General features: G+C 68.9%; 19 protein-coding genes. 15 read left to right on the top strand and 4 right to left on the bottom strand.

All coding sequences use genetic code 11. The features are described from left to right. Positions 1-138: 138 nt before the first annotated feature. Positions 139-1,374: a helix-turn-helix domain-containing protein gene (locus tag QH276_RS19535; protein WP_280401331.1), complete on the top strand. Its 1,236-nt coding sequence runs from the start codon at positions 139-141 to the stop codon at positions 1,372-1,374. An 89-nt stretch (positions 1,375-1,463) separates the two neighbouring features. Here QH276_RS19535 and QH276_RS19530 read toward each other — a convergent pair whose 3' ends face one another. Further along, positions 1,464-1,760 (bottom strand): hypothetical protein, encoded by a 297-nt coding sequence (locus QH276_RS19530; protein ID WP_280401332.1) that lies wholly within the window; start codon positions 1,758-1,760, stop codon positions 1,464-1,466. Next, the gene (locus QH276_RS19525) at positions 1,757-2,026 is read right to left on the bottom strand and encodes a hypothetical protein (RefSeq protein WP_280401333.1); all 270 of its coding nucleotides are present in this window, start codon (positions 2,024-2,026) and stop codon (positions 1,757-1,759) included. Before QH276_RS19525 ends, QH276_RS19530 begins: the two co-directional genes overlap by 4 nt. A gap of 177 nt (positions 2,027-2,203) precedes the next feature. Here QH276_RS19525 and QH276_RS19520 point away from each other — a divergent pair, with 177 nt between their 5' ends. Together QH276_RS19520 and QH276_RS19515 are read left to right on the top strand one after the other, a co-directional pair. Continuing rightward, positions 2,204-3,415, top strand: coding sequence for a helix-turn-helix domain-containing protein (locus tag QH276_RS19520; protein ID WP_280401334.1), 1,212 nt, complete (start codon positions 2,204-2,206; stop codon positions 3,413-3,415). 154 nt (positions 3,416-3,569) lie between these two features. After that, the gene (locus tag QH276_RS19515; protein ID WP_280401335.1) at positions 3,570-3,914 is read left to right on the top strand and encodes a hypothetical protein; all 345 of its coding nucleotides are present in this window, start codon (positions 3,570-3,572) and stop codon (positions 3,912-3,914) included. 184 nt (positions 3,915-4,098) lie between these two features. On the opposite strand, the gene QH276_RS19510 is transcribed toward QH276_RS19515, so the two are convergent. Next, positions 4,099-5,973, bottom strand: coding sequence for a vWA domain-containing protein (locus tag QH276_RS19510; protein WP_280401336.1), 1,875 nt, complete (start codon positions 5,971-5,973; stop codon positions 4,099-4,101). A 326-nt stretch (positions 5,974-6,299) separates the two neighbouring features. On the opposite strand from QH276_RS19510, the gene rpsP reads away from it, so the two are divergent. Genes rpsP through trmD form a run of 4 tightly spaced genes read left to right on the top strand, consistent with a single transcriptional unit; the run spans position 6,300 to position 8,222 of the window. Next, the gene (gene rpsP / locus QH276_RS19505; protein ID WP_280401337.1) at positions 6,300-6,749 is read left to right on the top strand and encodes a 30S ribosomal protein S16; all 450 of its coding nucleotides are present in this window, start codon (positions 6,300-6,302) and stop codon (positions 6,747-6,749) included. Then, positions 6,749-6,991 carry an RNA-binding protein gene (locus QH276_RS19500; RefSeq protein WP_030521790.1) on the top strand — a complete coding sequence of 81 codons (243 nt, stop codon included), beginning with the start codon at positions 6,749-6,751 and terminating at the stop codon, positions 6,989-6,991. The genes rpsP and QH276_RS19500 overlap by 1 nt, the downstream gene beginning before the upstream one ends. Further along, positions 6,992-7,516: a ribosome maturation factor RimM gene (gene rimM, locus QH276_RS19495; protein WP_280401338.1), complete on the top strand. Its 525-nt coding sequence runs from the start codon at positions 6,992-6,994 to the stop codon at positions 7,514-7,516. It begins immediately after the preceding gene. Positions 7,517-7,526: 10 nt separating this feature from the next. Beyond that, a complete protein-coding gene (gene trmD / locus QH276_RS19490; RefSeq protein WP_280401339.1) occupies positions 7,527-8,222 on the top strand; it encodes a tRNA (guanosine(37)-N1)-methyltransferase TrmD in 696 nt (231 codons plus the stop codon). Between the two features lie 42 nt (positions 8,223-8,264). Here trmD and QH276_RS19485 read toward each other — a convergent pair whose 3' ends face one another. Continuing rightward, positions 8,265-9,122: a response regulator transcription factor gene (locus QH276_RS19485; protein ID WP_280401340.1), complete on the bottom strand. Its 858-nt coding sequence runs from the start codon at positions 9,120-9,122 to the stop codon at positions 8,265-8,267. 87 nt (positions 9,123-9,209) lie between these two features. On the opposite strand from QH276_RS19485, the gene QH276_RS19480 reads away from it, so the two are divergent. The 8 genes from QH276_RS19480 to QH276_RS19445 form a co-directional block, all read left to right on the top strand. Then, positions 9,210-10,835: an AMP-binding protein gene (locus tag QH276_RS19480; RefSeq protein ID WP_280401341.1), complete on the top strand. Its 1,626-nt coding sequence runs from the start codon at positions 9,210-9,212 to the stop codon at positions 10,833-10,835. A 121-nt stretch (positions 10,836-10,956) separates the two neighbouring features. Beyond that, positions 10,957-13,470 (top strand): Tex family protein, encoded by a 2,514-nt coding sequence (locus QH276_RS19475; protein WP_432278711.1) that lies wholly within the window; start codon positions 10,957-10,959, stop codon positions 13,468-13,470. A gap of 29 nt (positions 13,471-13,499) precedes the next feature. Beyond that, positions 13,500-14,447 carry a hypothetical protein gene (locus QH276_RS19470; RefSeq protein WP_280401342.1) on the top strand — a complete coding sequence of 316 codons (948 nt, stop codon included), beginning with the start codon at positions 13,500-13,502 and terminating at the stop codon, positions 14,445-14,447. Between the two features lie 125 nt (positions 14,448-14,572). Further along, positions 14,573-14,914 (top strand): 50S ribosomal protein L19, encoded by a 342-nt coding sequence (gene rplS / locus QH276_RS19465; RefSeq protein WP_030521783.1) that lies wholly within the window; start codon positions 14,573-14,575, stop codon positions 14,912-14,914. A 113-nt stretch (positions 14,915-15,027) separates the two neighbouring features. Then, complete coding sequence (gene lepB / locus QH276_RS19460; RefSeq protein WP_280401343.1) at positions 15,028-15,816, top strand: signal peptidase I; 789 nt, start codon at positions 15,028-15,030, stop codon at positions 15,814-15,816. A 35-nt stretch (positions 15,817-15,851) separates the two neighbouring features. Next, entirely contained in the window at positions 15,852-16,577 is a 726-nt protein-coding gene (locus QH276_RS19455; protein ID WP_280401344.1) for a ribonuclease HII, read from the top strand. Positions 16,578-16,713: 136 nt separating this feature from the next. Continuing rightward, entirely contained in the window at positions 16,714-17,019 is a 306-nt protein-coding gene (locus QH276_RS19450) for a DUF2469 domain-containing protein (RefSeq protein ID WP_011210678.1), read from the top strand. A 13-nt stretch (positions 17,020-17,032) separates the two neighbouring features. After that, on the top strand, positions 17,033-17,352 hold a 320-nt coding region (locus tag QH276_RS19445), incomplete at its 3' end, for a hypothetical protein (protein WP_280406845.1).

The raw sequence follows: 17,352 nt of genomic DNA, 5'->3' as shown, positions 1-17,352 counted from the left end.
ACCCCGCCGGGGAGCCACGATCCGACCCGGCCCGGGGTAGCTCGTTCAAGGTAGGAACCCGTAAACCGCCGAAGGGGTATGGTTCGTACCCCACGGCGCTACGCTGGGATGACAAGGTCTCCGGCGAAAGGGGTTGCGGTGGAGATCAATCCAGTCGAAGACACGCCGATCGGGGCACGCATCAAGCGACTCCGGGAACGCGCGGGTATGTCGCGGCCGGTGCTGGCCGGCCTACTGGGCCGATCGGCCGAATGGCTGAAGGCCGTCGAGAGCGGCCGCTTGCAGCCGCCGCGGTTGCCGATGCTGCTACGGATAGCGCACGCGCTGGAACTGCGGGATCTGGCCGACCTCACCGGGAACGGACACGCCGTCCCGGTGTCCGTATTCGCCGGTGCACGGCACTCTGCCCTGACCGCTGTACAGGCCGCGTTGACGGACTACCGCCTCGCGCCGCCCGAACGTCCCGCCGATCTCCGCCACCTCGAGCTGCGTCTTCAGCAGGCGTGGACGGTTCGGCATTCGAGCCCGGACCATCGCACCCAGCTCGGCTCCTTGCTGCCGGGGTTGGTCCGGGATGCGCAGGGTGCGGCCAGGGCGGCGCGGGAAAACCGCCGGCAGGCGCGACGCATCCTGGCGGGTGTGTACCAGCTGGCCGACTTCTACGTCGCCTACCAGCCGGCGCCGGAGCTGGTGTGGATGGTGGCCGATCGGGCGCTCAGCGAGGGCCAGGAGGCCGACGATCCGTACGTGGTCGCGGGTGGTGCCTGGGCGATGGTGCAGGCGTTGCGCGATGCCGGTCGGTGGGATGAGGCGATCGCACTGGCCCGGTCGGCGGCGCAGCGATTGGCGCCGTACCTCGAGCGTGTGGCCACCCCGGACGATTGGCGGGGCATCTACGGTGCGTTGCAGGCGGAGATCGCCTACGTGCACGCGCGGCGCGGTCGGCACGGTGACGCCTGGTCGTACTGGGAGAAGGCCGACCGGATCGTCCGGGATCTCGGCCCGGGGTATCGGCATGTACAGACGTCGTTTTCGATGCCCGTGATGGCTGCACATGCGACGACCCTGGGTGTGGAGCTGTGGCGATCGGGGGAGGCGGTCCAAGCCGCGTACTCGTTCGATCCGGACTCGATTGCTTCGGTACCCCGGCGGGCACGGCATTTCATCGAGGTGGCGCGGGCACATGCCCAGCGAGACGAGCCGGTAGCGGCACTGGCGTTGTTGGACAAGTCGGCGCGTACGGCGCCGGAGACGATCCGCTACAACGGACACGCACGGCAGCTGCTGCACGGCCTGCTGGCGAAGCCGCCGACGGGAATGCGCGGGGAGGTCGAGGACCTGTGCGAGCGGGTGGGCCTGGTGTCCGCGGCCTGAGAACGACGAGAGGTAAAGCAAGCAGGCCCGGGTGCCGTGTGCACCCGGCCGTCCCACTCGCTGCGAACGTCTATCCGGCCGCCGGCACCTCAGGGTCGGACGAACTCGGCGGCTGTGATCGGCCCATCCCCGCCGATGAGTACCCAGAACTCGGCGAGCGCCAGCCACTCCCGGCCCGCCCAGATATCCTGCGCTGTCAGCCACGGAACTACGACGACCTCGGCGCTGTGGTCGAGGGCGTGCTCGACCGCGATCATCACCGCCAGCCGGGGGTGTGCCGTCTCCGAGATCACGGTGAACACCACGGTCAGGTCGTATCGGGCGGCGAGCTTGTCGATGTGATCGGTATCGGTACCTGGCCGGCGCAGCACGATGGCGCGCTTCACGGCCGTACCTCCTGCGCATAGGCAAGGGCGGCGGTGTAGCGAGGGCATCGGCCGTGGTCGGCGTGGGCGGCGGCGATCTGGTGGGCGTGCGCGTAGCTGTTGATCGGGGTGGCGTCGGCGCGACAGCGGACCGGAAGGTCCAGCGCGCGTAGTCCGTCCAGGGTGCGTTGAAGAAGGCCACGGTCGCGGCAGCGCCAGGTCTGGAACGTGGCGGCCGGGGCCTGGTTCTGCGGGACCCGGATCGGCAAGCGGAACGTCTCTGTCATGGGAGACCTCATGGTGTGTTGTCGATGTTGGATGCACTTGCTAAGTGGTCGGTCTCGAGCCGAAGTTGCGCTGGTATCGGCACGCGCCGTTGCCTCCCAGGTTCGGGTGATGTCGACAGGGCGGGGTGACAACACTTTTGGCACCATGGTGAGGGGAGACGACGCAGGATGTGAGTTATGACCACCATGCAGATCGATACCGGGGTGGGCGCCCGCGTAGCCGAGGAGCGGAAGCTCGCGGGATGGACGCAGGCTCGACTGGCATCCGAAGCGAACGTTTCGGTTTCACTGGTCCGAGCAGTGGAACAGGGGCGCTCGCCGGCGTCACCGGCGTTCATCAGCGCGTGCGCTCGCGCTTTGAAAGTCGGCGTACCCGACCTGACCGACCAGCCGTATCCACGAGACACTCGTGCCGAGCACTTGGTGCACGCCGGGATTCCGGATCTACGACGAGAGCTGGCGGTGTACCGGATCCCGCCCGAGGATGTTCCGCCGCGACATAGTGACGACCTCGCCAAAGATGTGGCACGGGCCTCCCAGTTACGGCACGGGGTGAAGCTCGAGGAGTCGGGCAAGCTGCTGCCGGCGCTACTGCACGACCTGCGGGTGGCGTGGTACTCGACGGACGGACCCGAGCAGGAAAGGATATTCGGACTGCTCGCCGAGGCGTATGCGGCCGCCTCCCAGGTGGTGTACAAGCTCGGCTACATCGATCTCGCCTCGCTGGCGGTGGATCGCTACGAGTGGGCGGCCGCGCGGTCCGGGGACCAACTCGCTGTCCTGGCGGGGGACTATCAGCGGGCCGGGGAGATGATCGGCGTGGCCGACTGGGCGGGCGCGGAACGGTTCTTGGAACGATCGCGGCGGCAGATCGAATCCGAGATCGGTAAGGGCGATCCGAAGGTGCTGTCGATGTGGGGCAACTTGCACCTGAAGTCCGGACTGGCTGCCGCTCGCGCGGGACGACGAGACACTGCCGACGCGCATCTGGCGGAGGCGACCGAGACTGCGGCCAGGATCGGTGTGGATCGCGACGACTATCGCCTGTGCTTCGGCCCGACGAACGCGATGATCTGGTCCGTCGGCCTTGCTGTGGAGGCGCTGGACGGGACGACGGCGGTGGAGCGGGCGAAGCGGATGCAGCTGCCTGCGAATACTCCGCGGGAGCGGGCCGGTCACCATTACATCGACTTGGCGCGGGCGTTCCTGCTGCACGGTGACAGGGCGGGCACGTTCTCCGCGTTACAGACGGCCCGGCGTATCGCCCCGACCCAGACTCGCTATCACCCGATGGTGCATGAGACAGTGCGTGCTTTGGCGCGGCAGGAAACGCGATCCACCGAGACGTTGCGCGGATTCGCTGCGTGGTGCGGCATCAGCCAGATGTGATCGGCCGTGCACGTCCTGCCGGGGGTACGCGCAGTCGAATTCAAGACCGGAAGGTCTGCATCGACACCCTGTTGCCTCCCCGCTGGCCTATCGCTGACAGGGAGGTGGGCTTCGGGGTTGCAGCCGGTACCGGTTACAGGCCTACCGTCGTGGTATGACGATTTCCCCAGTGCCCGGCGAGTGGGTGTCGGACGACTGCACCCTGCCCACCGTGGAACAGCCGACCCGGGTCGCCGAGTTCGACCGGTTTTTCGCCGACGCGGTCCGAGATATCCGGCGGCCGGCCTCGGCGAGGCTGGAACTCGTGTTCGCCCACGACGCCGAACCAGTAGCCCGGGATCTCGCGGCGCGGGAATCGAGCTGCTGCTCGTTCTTCACGTTCGACTTCACCTCGACCGCAGAGTGGTCGGTGATGAGGGTGAGTGTGCCGGCGTCCTATATCGAGGTTCTCGATGCTTTCGCTGCCCGGGCGCAGGCCAGGATGAGCGGCGCGCGGTGAGCGGGTTCGTACCGGTGAGCTCGCGGCCGCCGCCGGAGTGAACACTCAGACCTGCGGGGAGCTGAACCTCAGCCCTGATTGCGCCCCGGCGACGACGAAGTAGGGCCGACGCGGAGGGCGGGTCGCATAGACCGCGGTGTGGGCACACACTCAGGTTAGTGCGTGCCCGCGGCCCCGGCGCCGGTCAGCGCTTGCGGCGGTTCGCTAGGAGGACCAGCAGGACGGCGGTGATGGCCAGAATTGCGAGCAGGGTTCCCGCACCGATCCAGACGAGCGGTGAGATGCCTTCGTCCGAGGGGGTGTCCAGGTCGGCGGCGTGTGGCTGCGTACCCGTGGCCTCGTCGCCGAAGGTGCCGCCGCTCGTGGCCTGGTCGCGGTACTGCGGGCCGGGTTCCGGTTCGCCGGTGACGGATAGTTCCAGTTCGATCGGGACCGGGGCGGGGACCCGGCTTCCCGTGATCGGCGGGCTCAGTTTGACCGCGATGTAGTACCAGCCCGCGACCGCTTGACCGGCCATCTCGTCGTTGTTCGCGGTCCGGTTCGCATACCGGATCGGTGCCGTCGCCAGTGCCGGCTCGTTGGTGGGCAGGATCTGTTCCGTACCGGCGTAGGCGGTGGTGTCGGAATCCAGGTCCATTCGGTGGGCCGAGTACAGCGTGGTGGCGATATTGGACGTGAAATCCGAGCCGCGCTGCGGGACCGGCGCGTAACGCACCCGATACGCCAGGCCCTGACCCCAATCCAGCTTCACCCGGTAGAACACGAATTCGCCGCGCTGCAAGGTGTCGGTGTACCGGCCCGATCCCGGCAGCTCTGCCGCAACGTTGAACGAACCGCCGCCCACGGCCGGGACGGCGGGTCCCGTCGGTTCGGTGAAGGCGACTGCCGCGGAGGCGGGGGCCGGGCCGGGATGGGTGACCGCGGGTTCGACTCCTACGGACAACTCGACCGGGAGTTCCGCCGGCGCGTTGTCGGCCACGTGGCCCCACTCCAGGGCGAAGAAATACCTGCCGCCGCCCTGGCAGGGGCCGCGGGAGGCGTCCTCGGTCGCGCCCGTCCATACCGTGGCGACGGTCAGGGTCATACCGTCGGTGGAGCGGCCGGCCAGCTCGCTTTCCCGGACACCGCAGTCCGCACCGTCCGAGCCGTACACCCGCAGATCGAGCCGGTTGTTCGCGAACAGCGCGGACCCGCCGCGGGGGAACGAGACCGTGGCGCTGAAGTATGCGGTGTGGCCGGCCGGGACCTCCACCCCGTAGTAGCGCGGGGTGTGCTGACCGAGTGTGTCCAGGTACTGGCCCGGTTCGGCGACGGGGGCGTCCCGATGGCCGGGTGTGCCGGTGATCGGGGAACCGGTGGCGGCGTAGGTGCGCAGCGCGACCGCGGACACCCGCGGCAGGACTTGTTCCAGTGCCGCGCCGTCGGCGGCGTCGGTGTAGGTACCGCCGGTGCTCTGCGCGATACAGGTCAATTGCGCGCGCGACGGATCGTCGACACCGAAGCCGATGGCGTGCACCACGATCTCCGCGCCCTGAGCGCTGAGCTCCCGCGCGACATCACACGGGTCCGGGGGAGCGCAGGTGTCCAGGCCGTCGGAAACCAGCACGATCGAGCGCGGCCCCTCCTGGGGCAGTGCCGCGGCGGCCGTGCGCAGCGACGTTCCGATGGGGGTGTAGCCGCGGGGAACGATCTGGTCGGCCGCGGCGGTCAGCGCCGGTTTGTCGATGGTGTCGGCCGGCCGCAGCACCTTGACGTCCTGGCAGCCCGCCGCCTTCTCGGCGTCGGAGTTGCCGGTGCCGGTGCCGTACGCGGTGAGTCCGACCTTCGCCGCGTCGGGCGCCGCGGTGACGAAAGTGCGGACCGCGTTCTTGGCCGCGTCCATTTTCGTCCCCCCGCCGGGATCGGCGGCCAGCATCGACCCGGATGCGTCCAGGACCAGCATCGTCGGCGCATACCCGGTACCGGGCGAGGCGGGTTGCTGCGCGAGCGCCGGCATGGCCGGTACCGCGGCGATCACCCCCGCTGTCACCGCGACGAGGGCTTTCTTCAGAAACGGCACGGTGTCTGTACTCCTGTTCACTGCACCGCGCCCGAGATCGGCGCGGCTCAGCGGACCCTACGCACATGGGGCACGGCCCGCCACCCACCGGCGCGATCCGCCCGCCGCGTGACGCCGGTCCTGACAGTGTGCCCGCGTGGCGCCGGGACGCGATTTCGACCGGGGACCTGCGTCTGGCAGAATGGTCGATCGTCCTTCCGGACAGTGTCAGCCCGTCTCCGGTTACGTACCGCGCGGCGGTCACACACTTCATTCGCAAAACCGGGCTCGCGAACCGCGTGGGTCGCTGAATTGCGTCGTGACCACAATGAAAGGCAGATCAGCAGATGGCTGTTCGTATCAAGCTCACCCGTATGGGCAAGATCCGCAACCCGCAGTACCGCGTCGTCGTCGCGGACGCCCGCACCCGTCGTGACGGCCGGGCCATCGAGTCCATCGGCAAATACCACCCCAAGGAAGAGCCCTCGCTGATCGAGATCGATTCCGAGCGGGCCCAGTACTGGCTGGGTGTCGGCGCGCAGCCGACCGAGCCCGTGCAGCGGCTGCTGGAGATCACCGGCGATTGGCAGAAGTTCAAGGGCCTGCCGGGCGCCGAGGGCACCCTGAAGGTCGCCGAGCCCAAGCCGTCCAAGCTGGACCTGTTCAACGCCGCGCTGGCCGCCGCCGAGAACGAGCCGACCACCGAGGCCGTGACGCCCAAGAAGAAGGCCAAGAAGGACAAGGACGGCGAGGCCGAATCGGCCGAGGCCGGCGAGTCCGCCGAGGCTGCCGAGTAATGAGCGTCGTCGTCGCCGATGCCGTGGAACATCTGGTTCGCGGTATCGTCGCCAATCCCGATGACGTCCGCGTCGAGCTGATCACCGGCCGGCGCGGGCGCACCGTCGAGGTGCATGTCCACCCCGACGATCTGGGCAAGGTCATCGGCCGGGGCGGTCGTACCGCAACCGCGCTGCGCACCCTCGTCGCCGGGATCGGCGGCCGGGGCATCCGGGTCGACGTGGTCGACACCGATCAGTAGATGGAACTCGTAGTCGGCCGGGTCGCCAAATCGCACGGCGTGCGCGGCGAACTGGTCGTCGAGGTACGCACCGACGAACCGGAGTTGCGTTTCGCGCCCGGTTCGTCGCTGCGCGGCCGGGCCCCGCGCTCGAACGAGGTACGTGATTTCACCGTGGAGTCGGCCCGGGAACACTCGGGCCGGCTGCTGGTGCAATTGGCCGGGGTCACCGATCGCGGCGCGGCCGACGCCTTGCGCGGCACACTGTTCCTGGTGGACAGCGAAGAGCTCGGCCCGTCGCAGGACCCGGACGAGTACTACGACCACGAGCTCGAGGGCCTGCGCGTGGAACTGACCGACGGCACCGCCGTCGGGACCGTCCGCGAGGTGCTGCATTCCGCGGCCGGTGAACTGCTGTCGGTCCGCGCCGCCGAGGGCGGTCGCGAAATCCTGATCCCGTTCGTCACCGCCATCGTGCCGACGGTGTCGATCGCCGACGGGCTGATCGTGATCGACCCGCCCGAGGGTCTGCTGGATCCCGAATGAGGTGGGCGTCGTGCAGATCGACGTGATCACCATCTTCCCGGAGTATCTGGAACCGCTGCGCACCGCGTTGCTGGGCAAGGCCATCGACAAGGGCCTGCTGTCGGTCGATGTGCACGATCTGCGCCGCTGGACCCACGATGTGCACAAATCCGTCGACGACTCCCCGTACGGCGGTGGTCCCGGCATGGTCATGAAACCCACGGTCTGGGGCGACGCGCTCGACGAAGTATGTCCCGATGACGCGCTCCTCGTCGTCCCTACGCCCGCCGGCGTGCCATTCACGCAGGCCACGGCCCAACGCTGGGCCGAAGAGCGGCACCTGGTATTCGCCTGCGGCCGGTACGAGGGGATCGACCAGCGGGTGTTCGACGACGCGGCGCGCCGGGTACGCGTCGAAGAGGTCAGTATCGGTGATTACGTCCTGATCGGCGGCGAGGCCGCGGTGCTGGTCATCACCGAAGCCGTGGTGCGCCTGATTCCGGGCGTGCTCGGCAATCAGCAATCGCACGAACAGGATTCGTTCTCCGACGGGCTACTCGAAGGCCCCAGCTATACCCGCCCGGTGAGCTGGCGCGGCCTCGAGGTCCCGCCGATCCTGCTGTCCGGCGACCACGCCAAGATCGCGGCCTGGCGCCGGGAACAAGCACTGGACCGCACCCGCGAACGCCGCCCCGACCTGCTGCCGGAAGACGGCCGGGGGACGTGACCATAGGTCCGTCGGTGCCCCCGTCGAGCGCGGTGCGCCGACTCAGGGGATGAGGCCGAAACGGCGTGCCGTGATCACGGCCTCGTGCCGGGAGGAGGCATCGAGTTTGTGCATGGCGCTGCGCAGATAGCTCTTGACCGTCTCCGGTCCGAGGGAAAGGCGCTGGGCCGCCGCCTGATTCGAGCAGCCCAGCGCTACCTGCAACAAGACGTCGATTTCGCGCCGGGACAGCCGGGGTGCCTCGGGCGCGGGTTCGCCGGTCAGTGCGTGGGTCAGTTTGTCGCTGAGCGCGCGCAGCGCTGTGCGTAAGTGTTCGTCGGCGGTGGACGTTTCCGCGAGAGTGCGCAGTTCCGCCTGGACGACCCGCATCTCCTCGGCGTGCGCACCGCCGGTTGTACGCGCCGGGGTGGCGGCGTTCAACAGCCGTAGCCGCCGGTCAACCTCGTCGCGGATCGTGATCTCGGCGGCCAGTCGGCGACCGGCCTGCAGCAGCGCCTCGGCGGTGCGGCCGCCGATCGGCCCGGAACCCCGGGTGGCCGCGTACAGCACGGCGCGCGCTCGGTTCTGCACGACCACCGGCACCGCCACCACAGAACGGATGCCCTCGCTCAGCACCGGGCCGTCGTAGTGATGGGTGATCGACAGGGCGTTGCCGTAGTCGGTCACCGATGCGGGCCGCTGGGAATCGAGGACCTGACCACCCAGGCCGGAGGCACGGCGCACCGACAGACCGCGCAACCCGTTGGTACGGACCCCGCAGAACTCGCTGAGCAGCAAAGTATCGGCCTGGACTTCCCCGCCGAAGAGCACCGGAACACCGGTGGTGCCCGCCACCCGGCGGAGCTCGGCGCGCAGGGCGTCACTGTCCCGGGGGCGTAACAGTGCGGGAGGAGTGGTCATGAAGTTCACCCCTTTTCGGGGGTAGTGCCGACAAACTGTGACCTACATCCTATTGCAACACCGGATCGATGACCGAGGAGATGCGAGATGGGTGCCGACCCGAACGCGCGGGTGCGTGAACTGCTGGACTGCTACGACCGTGCCGACGTCTGCGCGGCCGAGCTGCTCTGCGACCGGCACCCGGCCGATTCCGTGGCCTTCACCGTTATCGAAAGCGATCTCTCGGCGGTCGATCTCACCTACGGTGAGCTGCGGGAGCGGTCCGAGCGGTTCGCCGCGGCGCTGGCCGGCCTCGGAGTCGGACCGGGTGACCGGGTCGCCACGCTGATGGCGAAATCCGCCGACCTCGTGGTGGCCCTGCTCGGTATCTGGCGCCGGGGCGCGGTCCACGTCCCGCTGTTCACCGCGTTCGCCCCGCCGGCCATCGCGTTCCGCCTGCAGGCCAGTGGCGCCGCGCTCGTCATCGCCGATCCGGACCAGGCCGGCAAGCTCGCGCCCGGCGGGGATATGCCCGCCGACCCGCCCTGGCGGACGATCGTCACCGGGGCCACCGATCTGCCGGGGGCCCTGCGGATGGATGAACTGCCGGCGCCGGGCGAGGAAGTGGCGCCGGTGACCGTGGGTGGGGACGGCCTGCTGGTGCAGCTGTTCACCAGCGGTACCACCGGAACGCCGAAGGGTGTGCCGATTCCGGTCCGCGCGCTCGCGTCGTTCCACGCCTATCAGGAGTTCGCGCTCGATGTGCGCCCCGGCGACGTCTTCTGGAACGCGGCGGACCCCGGCTGGGCCTACGGCCTCTACTACGCCATTCTCGGACCACTGGTGTCGGGCACCCGGAGCCTGCTGCTGCACGCCGGTTTCTCCCCGGAACTCACCTGGGAGGTGATGCACCGGTTCGGGGTCACCAATTTCGCGGCCGCGCCGACGGTCTACCGGGCGCTGCGGGCGGGCTCGGGCGACCGGCAGGTCCGGCTGCGCCGGGCCTCCTCGGCCGGGGAACCGCTGACACCGGAGGTGGTCGCCTGGTCGGCCGACGCGCTGGGAGTCGCGGTGCGCGACCACTACGGCCAGACCGAACACGGCATGGTGATCTGCAATGCCTGGCACGACGACCTGAACGCGGTGGCCCCGGCCGGTTCGATGGGCCGGGCGTTGCCCGGCTGGGAATGCGCGGTGCTCGCCGACGATGCCGATACCGAGGTACCCGCGGGGCAGGTCGGCCGGATCGCGATCGACACCCAGCACAGTGCGCTGCTGTGGTTCCTCGGTTACCTGGACGCGCCCGAACGCACCGCTCAGCGCTATACCCCCGACGGCCGCTGGTATCTGACCGGCGACGCCGGATCGCGCGACGCGGACGGTTTCTTCCACTTCTCGGCCCGCGACGACGATGTGATCATCATGGCGGGCTACCGGATCGGGCCGTTCGAGGTGGAGAGCGTGCTGGTCATGCACGAGGACGTGGCCGAGGCCGCGGTGGTCGGCCTGCCCGACGAACTCCGCGGCGAAGTACTGGAAGCGTTCGTCGTGCTGCGCGACGGGGTGACGGCGGACGCCGCCCTGGAAGAACAGCTGCAGACCCTGGTGAAGAAGAAATTCGCCGCACACGCCTACCCGCGGCGGGTGCATTTCGTTTCCGCCCTGCCGAAGACCCCCAGTGGCAAGATCCAGCGTTTCCTGCTCCGGGAGCAGGGCAGCGCCGCCACCGGATAGCCGCGCCGCCGGCCGCGCGGCTCTACCGCGGCCGGCCGGGCCGGGCCGGATTCGCCTGTCATCGGGCGCAGGTAGTGTGCGGGTCGTGACGACAGCGCCAGAGACCTCGAGTCCCGACACGATCCCCACCGACTCGACCCCTTCCACCGGCCCGGCCGTTTCCGGCACCGTGACCCGGCGCATCGCCGACGAGCTGGCGGTCCGGGAGAACCAGGTCGCCGCCGCCGTCGAACTACTCGACGGCGGGTCCACGGTGCCGTTCATCGCGCGCTATCGCAAAGAGGCCACCGGCGGCCTGGACGACGCTCAGTTGCGCACTCTCGAGGAACGCCTGCACTACCTGCGCGAACTCGACGAACGCCGCGCCACCGTCATCGAATCCATCCGCAGCCAGGGCAAACTCGACGAGGCCCTGCACCGGCAACTGATGCTGGCCGAAACCAAGGCCCGCCTCGAAGATATCTACCTGCCCTATAAACCCAAGCGCCGCACCAAAGCTCAGATCGCCCGCGAGGCGGGGCACGAACCCGTCGCGGATGCCCTGCTCGGCGATCCGTCGACCGATCCGGCCGGCTACACCGCCGAACAACTCGACGGCGCCCGGGCGATCCTGGTCGAACGGTTCGCCGAGGACGCCGATCTGGTCGGTGAACTCCGCGAACTGATGTGGAACCGGGGCCGGGTCACCGCCACGGTCCGTGCCGGGAAGGAAGAGGCCGGCGCGAAATTCGCCGACTACTTCGATTTCGCCGAGGAATTCGCCGCCCTGCCCTCGCACCGCATCCTGGCGCTGCTGCGCGGGGAGAAGGAAGAGGTGCTCACCCTGCATCTCGATCCCGAACCCGCCGATTCCGAACTCCAGCCGGGTGAACGCAGCGTCTACGAGGCGCGTATCGCGCAGCGGTTCTCCATCGCCGACGAAGGCCGCCCCGCGGATTCCTGGCTGCTCGACACCGTGCGCTGGGCCTGGCGGACCAAGCTGCTGGTCAGCCTGGGGATCGATACCCGGATGCGCTTGCGGCAGGCCGCCGAACGCGATGCGGTGGACGTATTCGCCGCCAACCTGCGCGATCTGCTGCTGGCCGCGCCGGCCGGCACTCGCGCCACCATGGGCCTGGACCCCGGCTATCGCACCGGGGTGAAGGTCGCGGTGGTCGACGGCACCGGCAAGGTCGTGGCCACCGAAGTCATCTATCCCCACAAACCACAGAACCAGACCGAGAAATCGCTGGCCGTGCTCGGTGCGCTGGTGGAGCGGTTCGGCGTCGAACTCATCGCCATCGGCAACGGCACCGCCTCCCGGGAAACCGATGCGCTCGCCGCGCAGTTGATCGAGCGGGTTCCGGGCAACAAGCCGACCAAGATCGTGGTGTCCGAGGCCGGGGCCTCGGTGTATTCGGCCTCGGCCTATGCCTCCCAGGAGCTTCCGGAACTGGATGTCTCGTTGCGCGGCGCGGTGTCCATCGCGCGGCGGCTGCAGGATCCGCTGGCCGAACTGGTCAAGATCGAACCGAAATCCATCGGCGTGGGGCAGTACCAGCACGATGTCTCGGAAACGCTACTGGCGCGCTCGCTGGGCGCGGTGGTCGAGGACGCGGTGAACGCGGTCGGGGTCGATGTGAACACCGCGTCGGTACCGCTGCTGTCGCGGGTTTCCGGTATCACCGGCTCGGTCGCGGAAAGTATTGTCGCCCACCGGGATCAGAACGGCCCCTTCCGGAGCCGGACCGCCCTGCTGGAGGTGCCGCGGCTGGGCCCCAAGGCCTTCGAACAGTGCGCGGGCTTCTTGCGCATCCGCGGCGGCGACAATCCGCTCGACACCTCGGCCGTGCACCCGGAGGCGTACCCCGTGGTGCACCGGATCCTCGAAACCACCGGGAGCGGGATCGCCGAGATCATCGGCAACGCCGGTGTGCTGCGGGGCCTGCGCCCCGCCGATTTCACCGATGAGACCTTCGGCGTGCCGACGGTCACCGATATCATCGGCGAACTGGAGAAACCGGGCCGCGATCCGCGGCCGGAGTTCAAAACCGCCGAATTCGCCGCGGGTATCGAGAAGGTCGCCGACCTCGAACCCGGAATGGTGCTCGAAGGTGTGGTCACCAATGTCGCGGCGTTCGGGGCCTTCGTCGACGTGGGTGTGCACCAGGACGGGCTGGTGCACGTCTCGGCGATGTCGAAGAACTTCGTCCGCGATCCGCGCGAGATCGTCAAATCCGGCGATGTGGTGAAGGTGAAGGTGCTCGAGGTCGATATCCCGCGCCAGCGCATCGGCCTGTCGCTGCGGCTCGACGACGAACCCGGCGCCGGGAAACCGGAACGCGGCCAGGGCCCCGGTGGCGAACGCGGCCGCGGTTCCGGCGGCCGGGACGGCGCCCCGCGCGGCGGTGCGGATCGTGGTGGCCAGGGCCGGGGCACGAAGAACCGCGGCGGCCAGGGCAACGCGAACGGTCGCGGTGGGCAGGCCGATGCCGGCGGTCGCGGCGGGCAGGGCAACGGTCGCGGTGGCCAGGGCAGCGGTGGCGGCCGCGGCGGCGACCGCAACCGGGGTCAGGGCCGTGATAATCGGCGGGATAATGCACCTGTGAACGGCGCCATGGCCGACGCACTGCGGCGGGCGGGTTTCGGGAAGTAAGCGGGCTTCGTCAGTGAAGGGGGGCCGGTATGCGGCAGTGGTGGTCCGAGGACGTCATCGCCGCCGGCCGGCTCCCGCTGCTGTGCTTCTTGGTCGGCTTCATCCTCGGATTCCTGGTGATCCGGATCAGTGTCCGGTTGATCCGGGCCCAGGTGCGCTGGTGGCCGGGCAATCTGAAATCCGGTGGTGTGCACATCCACCACATGGTGTTCGGAGTGGTGCTCGTCCTGATCTCCGGGATCGGGATGATCGCGACCGCCGACGGTGGCGGTGGTCCGGGTGTCGCCGCGGGCTTGTCGGCGTCGTTCGGAGTGGGTGCGGCGCTGGTCCTGGACGAGTTCGCGCTGCTGTACTACCTGCGCGACGTCTACTGGGAGGAACAGGGCCGCACCTCGGTGGACGCGGTATTCGTCGCGCTCGCGGTGACCGGTCTGCTGCTGCTCGGTTTCCATCCGCTGTGGTTGCTCGAGATCAACGGCCTGCGTGATCAGCCCGGGGTCTGGGTGCGGGTCGTGGTCGTGGCCTTCGCCCTGGTGAACCTTGCGCTGGCCGCCGTGGTGATCGCCAAGGGCAAGATCTGGACCGGTCTTTTCGGGATGTTCTTCCTGCCGCTGCTGGTGGTGGGCGCGTTGCGGCTGAGCCGGCCCGGGGCGCCGTGGGCGCGCTGGCGCTACGGCAACAACCGGCGGCGGCTGATGTACCGGGCGATCGTGCGGGAACGCCGGTATCGCCGCCCCGTCATCCGGGCCAAGATCTTCGTGCAGGATCTGATCGCGGGGAAGCCCGATGTCGAGCACGTGCGGTCGGCCGCGGAGGAGGAGCTGACCCGGCGGGTGGTGCCGGCGCCGCCCGCACCGCACCGGCCGCATCCCCTGCTGCAGGATCTGAACCGGTGGGCCCACGGTGGCGCCGATCCCGGCGAGGACCCGGACGGCTCGCGTGCCAGTGCGGGGCCGGTTTCCGGAAACGATGCCTGATCTGGCACCATATACGGGTTGCCCTGGGCATGTTCGGCCCGGCGCATCCCATATTCGGAGCACGAACCGGTCGAGCAATCGCGCCGCCAGGTTCCTCTGTTCGCGCGACCATCAGAAGGATGATCATGAACACCCTTGATTTCGTCGACGAGAGCTCGCTGCGCAGCGACGTCCCCGACTTCCGTCCGGGCGACACCCTCAACGTGCACGTGAAGGTCATCGAGGGCTCCAAAGAACGTATCCAGGTCTTCAAGGGCGTCGTCATCCGGCGCCAGGGCGGCGGTATCCGCGAGACCTTCACCGTGCGCAAGGTGTCGTTCGGTGTCGGCGTGGAGCGCACCTTCCCCGTGCACAGCCCCACCATCGATCACATCGATGTGGTCACCCGCGGCGATGTCCGCCGGGCCAAGCTGTACTACCTGCGGGAGCTGCGCGGTAAGGCCGCCAAGATCAAAGAAAAGCGCTGACCTGCACCTGGTCACCGACACCCGTGCGCCCCGGCGCGCGGCCGTGACCTCGGCGAACAGCATTAGTAGCCCGGTGCCGCGTATCCGCTGCGGCGCCGGGCTACGCTGTTCGCGTGGCAGACGAGAGTTGGTCGGTATCGGGGTCGGATCCCGCGGACGGACAGCCCCGCAGGCGCCGGGCGCGCCGGGCCGTCAAAGCGAAGAAGCAACGGCCGTTCTGGCAGGAACTCCCCATCCTGCTCGTGATCGCGGCGGTGATCGCCGCCCTCATGGTGACCTTCGTCGGCCGCCCCTATGTCATCCCCTCACAATCCATGGAGCCGACTCTGCACGGCTGCGCCGGCTGCACCGGCGACCGGATCTATGTGCAGAAGGTGAGCTACTACTGGAGCGAACCGGAACCCGGTGATGTGGTGGTCTTCGTCGGGCCCCCGTCGTGGAACGGGCATTACCGCTCCATCCGCTCGGACAATACGATCATCCGCGGCGTGCAGAACTTCTTCTCCTTCTTCGGCCTCGTACCACCTGATGAGAACGACCTGGTGAAGCGAGTGATCGCGGTCGGCGGCCAGACCGTCGAATGCTGCGACGACCAAGGCCGGGTGATGGTGGACGGGAAGCCGCTCGACGAGCCCTACGTGGAGGACGACTACCCGTGGGCCCCCGGCCAGGCGAATGCCTCCTACCCGGTGGGCCGGGTTTTCGGACCGGTCACCGTGCCCGAGGGCAACCTCTGGGTGATGGGCGACAACCGCAACGAATCCGCGGATTCGCGTGCCCACGTCGGTGACGAGTTCCAGGGCACCGTGCCGATCGACAATGTGCGCGGTAAGGCGGTGTTCAAGATCTGGCCGCCAGGGCGCATCGGTCCCATCGAGGGAGTGAACCCGCAGGAGAATTGAGCCGGGGGCGGATCGAGTTGGCTACGAGAACGCGGATGAAACCGATACGAGAGCAGAGTTGGCCACCCCGGGTGGCGATGCGCCGGGCAGGCGGATTGCGGACCCTGGAATCGGCGCTGCACCGCTGCGGGCTCGGCCCGGTCGCCGGGGTGGACGAGGCGGGTCGCGGCCCGAGCGCGGGGCCGCTCGTCGTCGCCGCCTGTGTGCTCGGCCCCCGGGCACACGACGCGCTGGCCGGCCTCGACGATTCCAAAAAGCTCAGCGAGCCGACCCGCGAGGCGCTGTATCCGGTGATCACCCGGCTGGCGGTGGCCTGGTCGGTGGTCGTGATCCCGGCCGCCGAAATCGATGCCATCGGTATCCATGTGGCGAATATCCAGGGGATGCGCCGGGCCGTCGCCGGCCTGGGCGCATCCCCCGGCTACGTGCTCACCGACGGCTTCCGGGTACCCGGGCTGCCCGTACCTTCCCTGCCGGTCGTCGGTGGTGACGGCACCGCGGCCTGTATCGCGGCGGCCAGCGTGCTGGCGAAGGTCACCCGGGACCGGATGATGGTCGAACTCGATCAGCGGATCCCGGGGTACGGGTTCGCCGAACACAAGGGGTACAACACCAGCCGTCATATCGACGCGCTGCGCCGGCTCGGGCCCTGCCCGGAACATCGCAGGTCGTGGCGCACTGTGCGGGACTGCACGGTCGAGCTGACGCCGGCCGGGGAAATCCTCGCCGAGGTCACCGCGGGGTCCGGCGGCGCGGCCTGAGCGCACTCCAGGGTTTCATCGCCCGTTCGCCGCCCCTTGCCGACGGGCTGCTGACCGGCCCACGGTGACAGGTGTCGGCGGGATGAGCGATGATGACAACACACGCATGGCGGCGAGAAGGAGGACGTTCCACCCGATGAGTGCCGAGGACCTCGAGAAATACGAAACCGAGATGGAGCTCTCGCTGTACCGGGAGTACAAGGACATCGTCGGTCAGTTCTCGTACGTGGTGGAAACCGAGCGCCGTTTCTATCTGGCCAACTCCGTGGAACTCCGCCCGCAGAACGCCGACGGTGAGGTGTACTTCGAAGTCCGGATGAGCGACGCGTGGGTCTGGGATATGTACCGGCCGGCGCGGTTCGTCAAACACGTTCGGGTCATCACCTTCAAAGACGTCAATATCGAGGAGCTGGAGAAGCCGGACCTGCGGCTTCCGGAGTGATCCGACCCGGCCGGTGACCGGCGTTCTCCGGCCGATGCTGTGCCGGGATCGAGTGGGCGGCGGCCCGGGTCATTGCGGTCCGGGATCGGGACGAGATACCTGCCGGGGAGCCATCGTCGACGGCGTCGCCCGGCTGCTGTGTCATTGCCCGCCGTCGGCCGGCCCGGGAGGCGGCCGCCCGGAATCCGGAGCGGGTCGCGCCACTCGACGCGGTGTCGGTGCGTGGGTCGAGGAACTGGCGGGAGCCGACTATCTGTCGGCGGCGGGTCCGTGCACCACGGGTGTGCGCGGTTACGGGCCCGGCGCCCCGGCCGCGCCCCAGACCCCCCCGCC

The sequence above is a fragment of the Nocardia carnea genome (assembly GCF_029869215.1).
GTDB lineage: Bacteria > Actinomycetota > Actinomycetes > Mycobacteriales > Mycobacteriaceae > Nocardia > Nocardia carnea_B.
The sequence above is the reverse complement of the archived record's forward strand: the minus strand, read 5'-3'. Positions and strand labels throughout refer to the sequence as shown.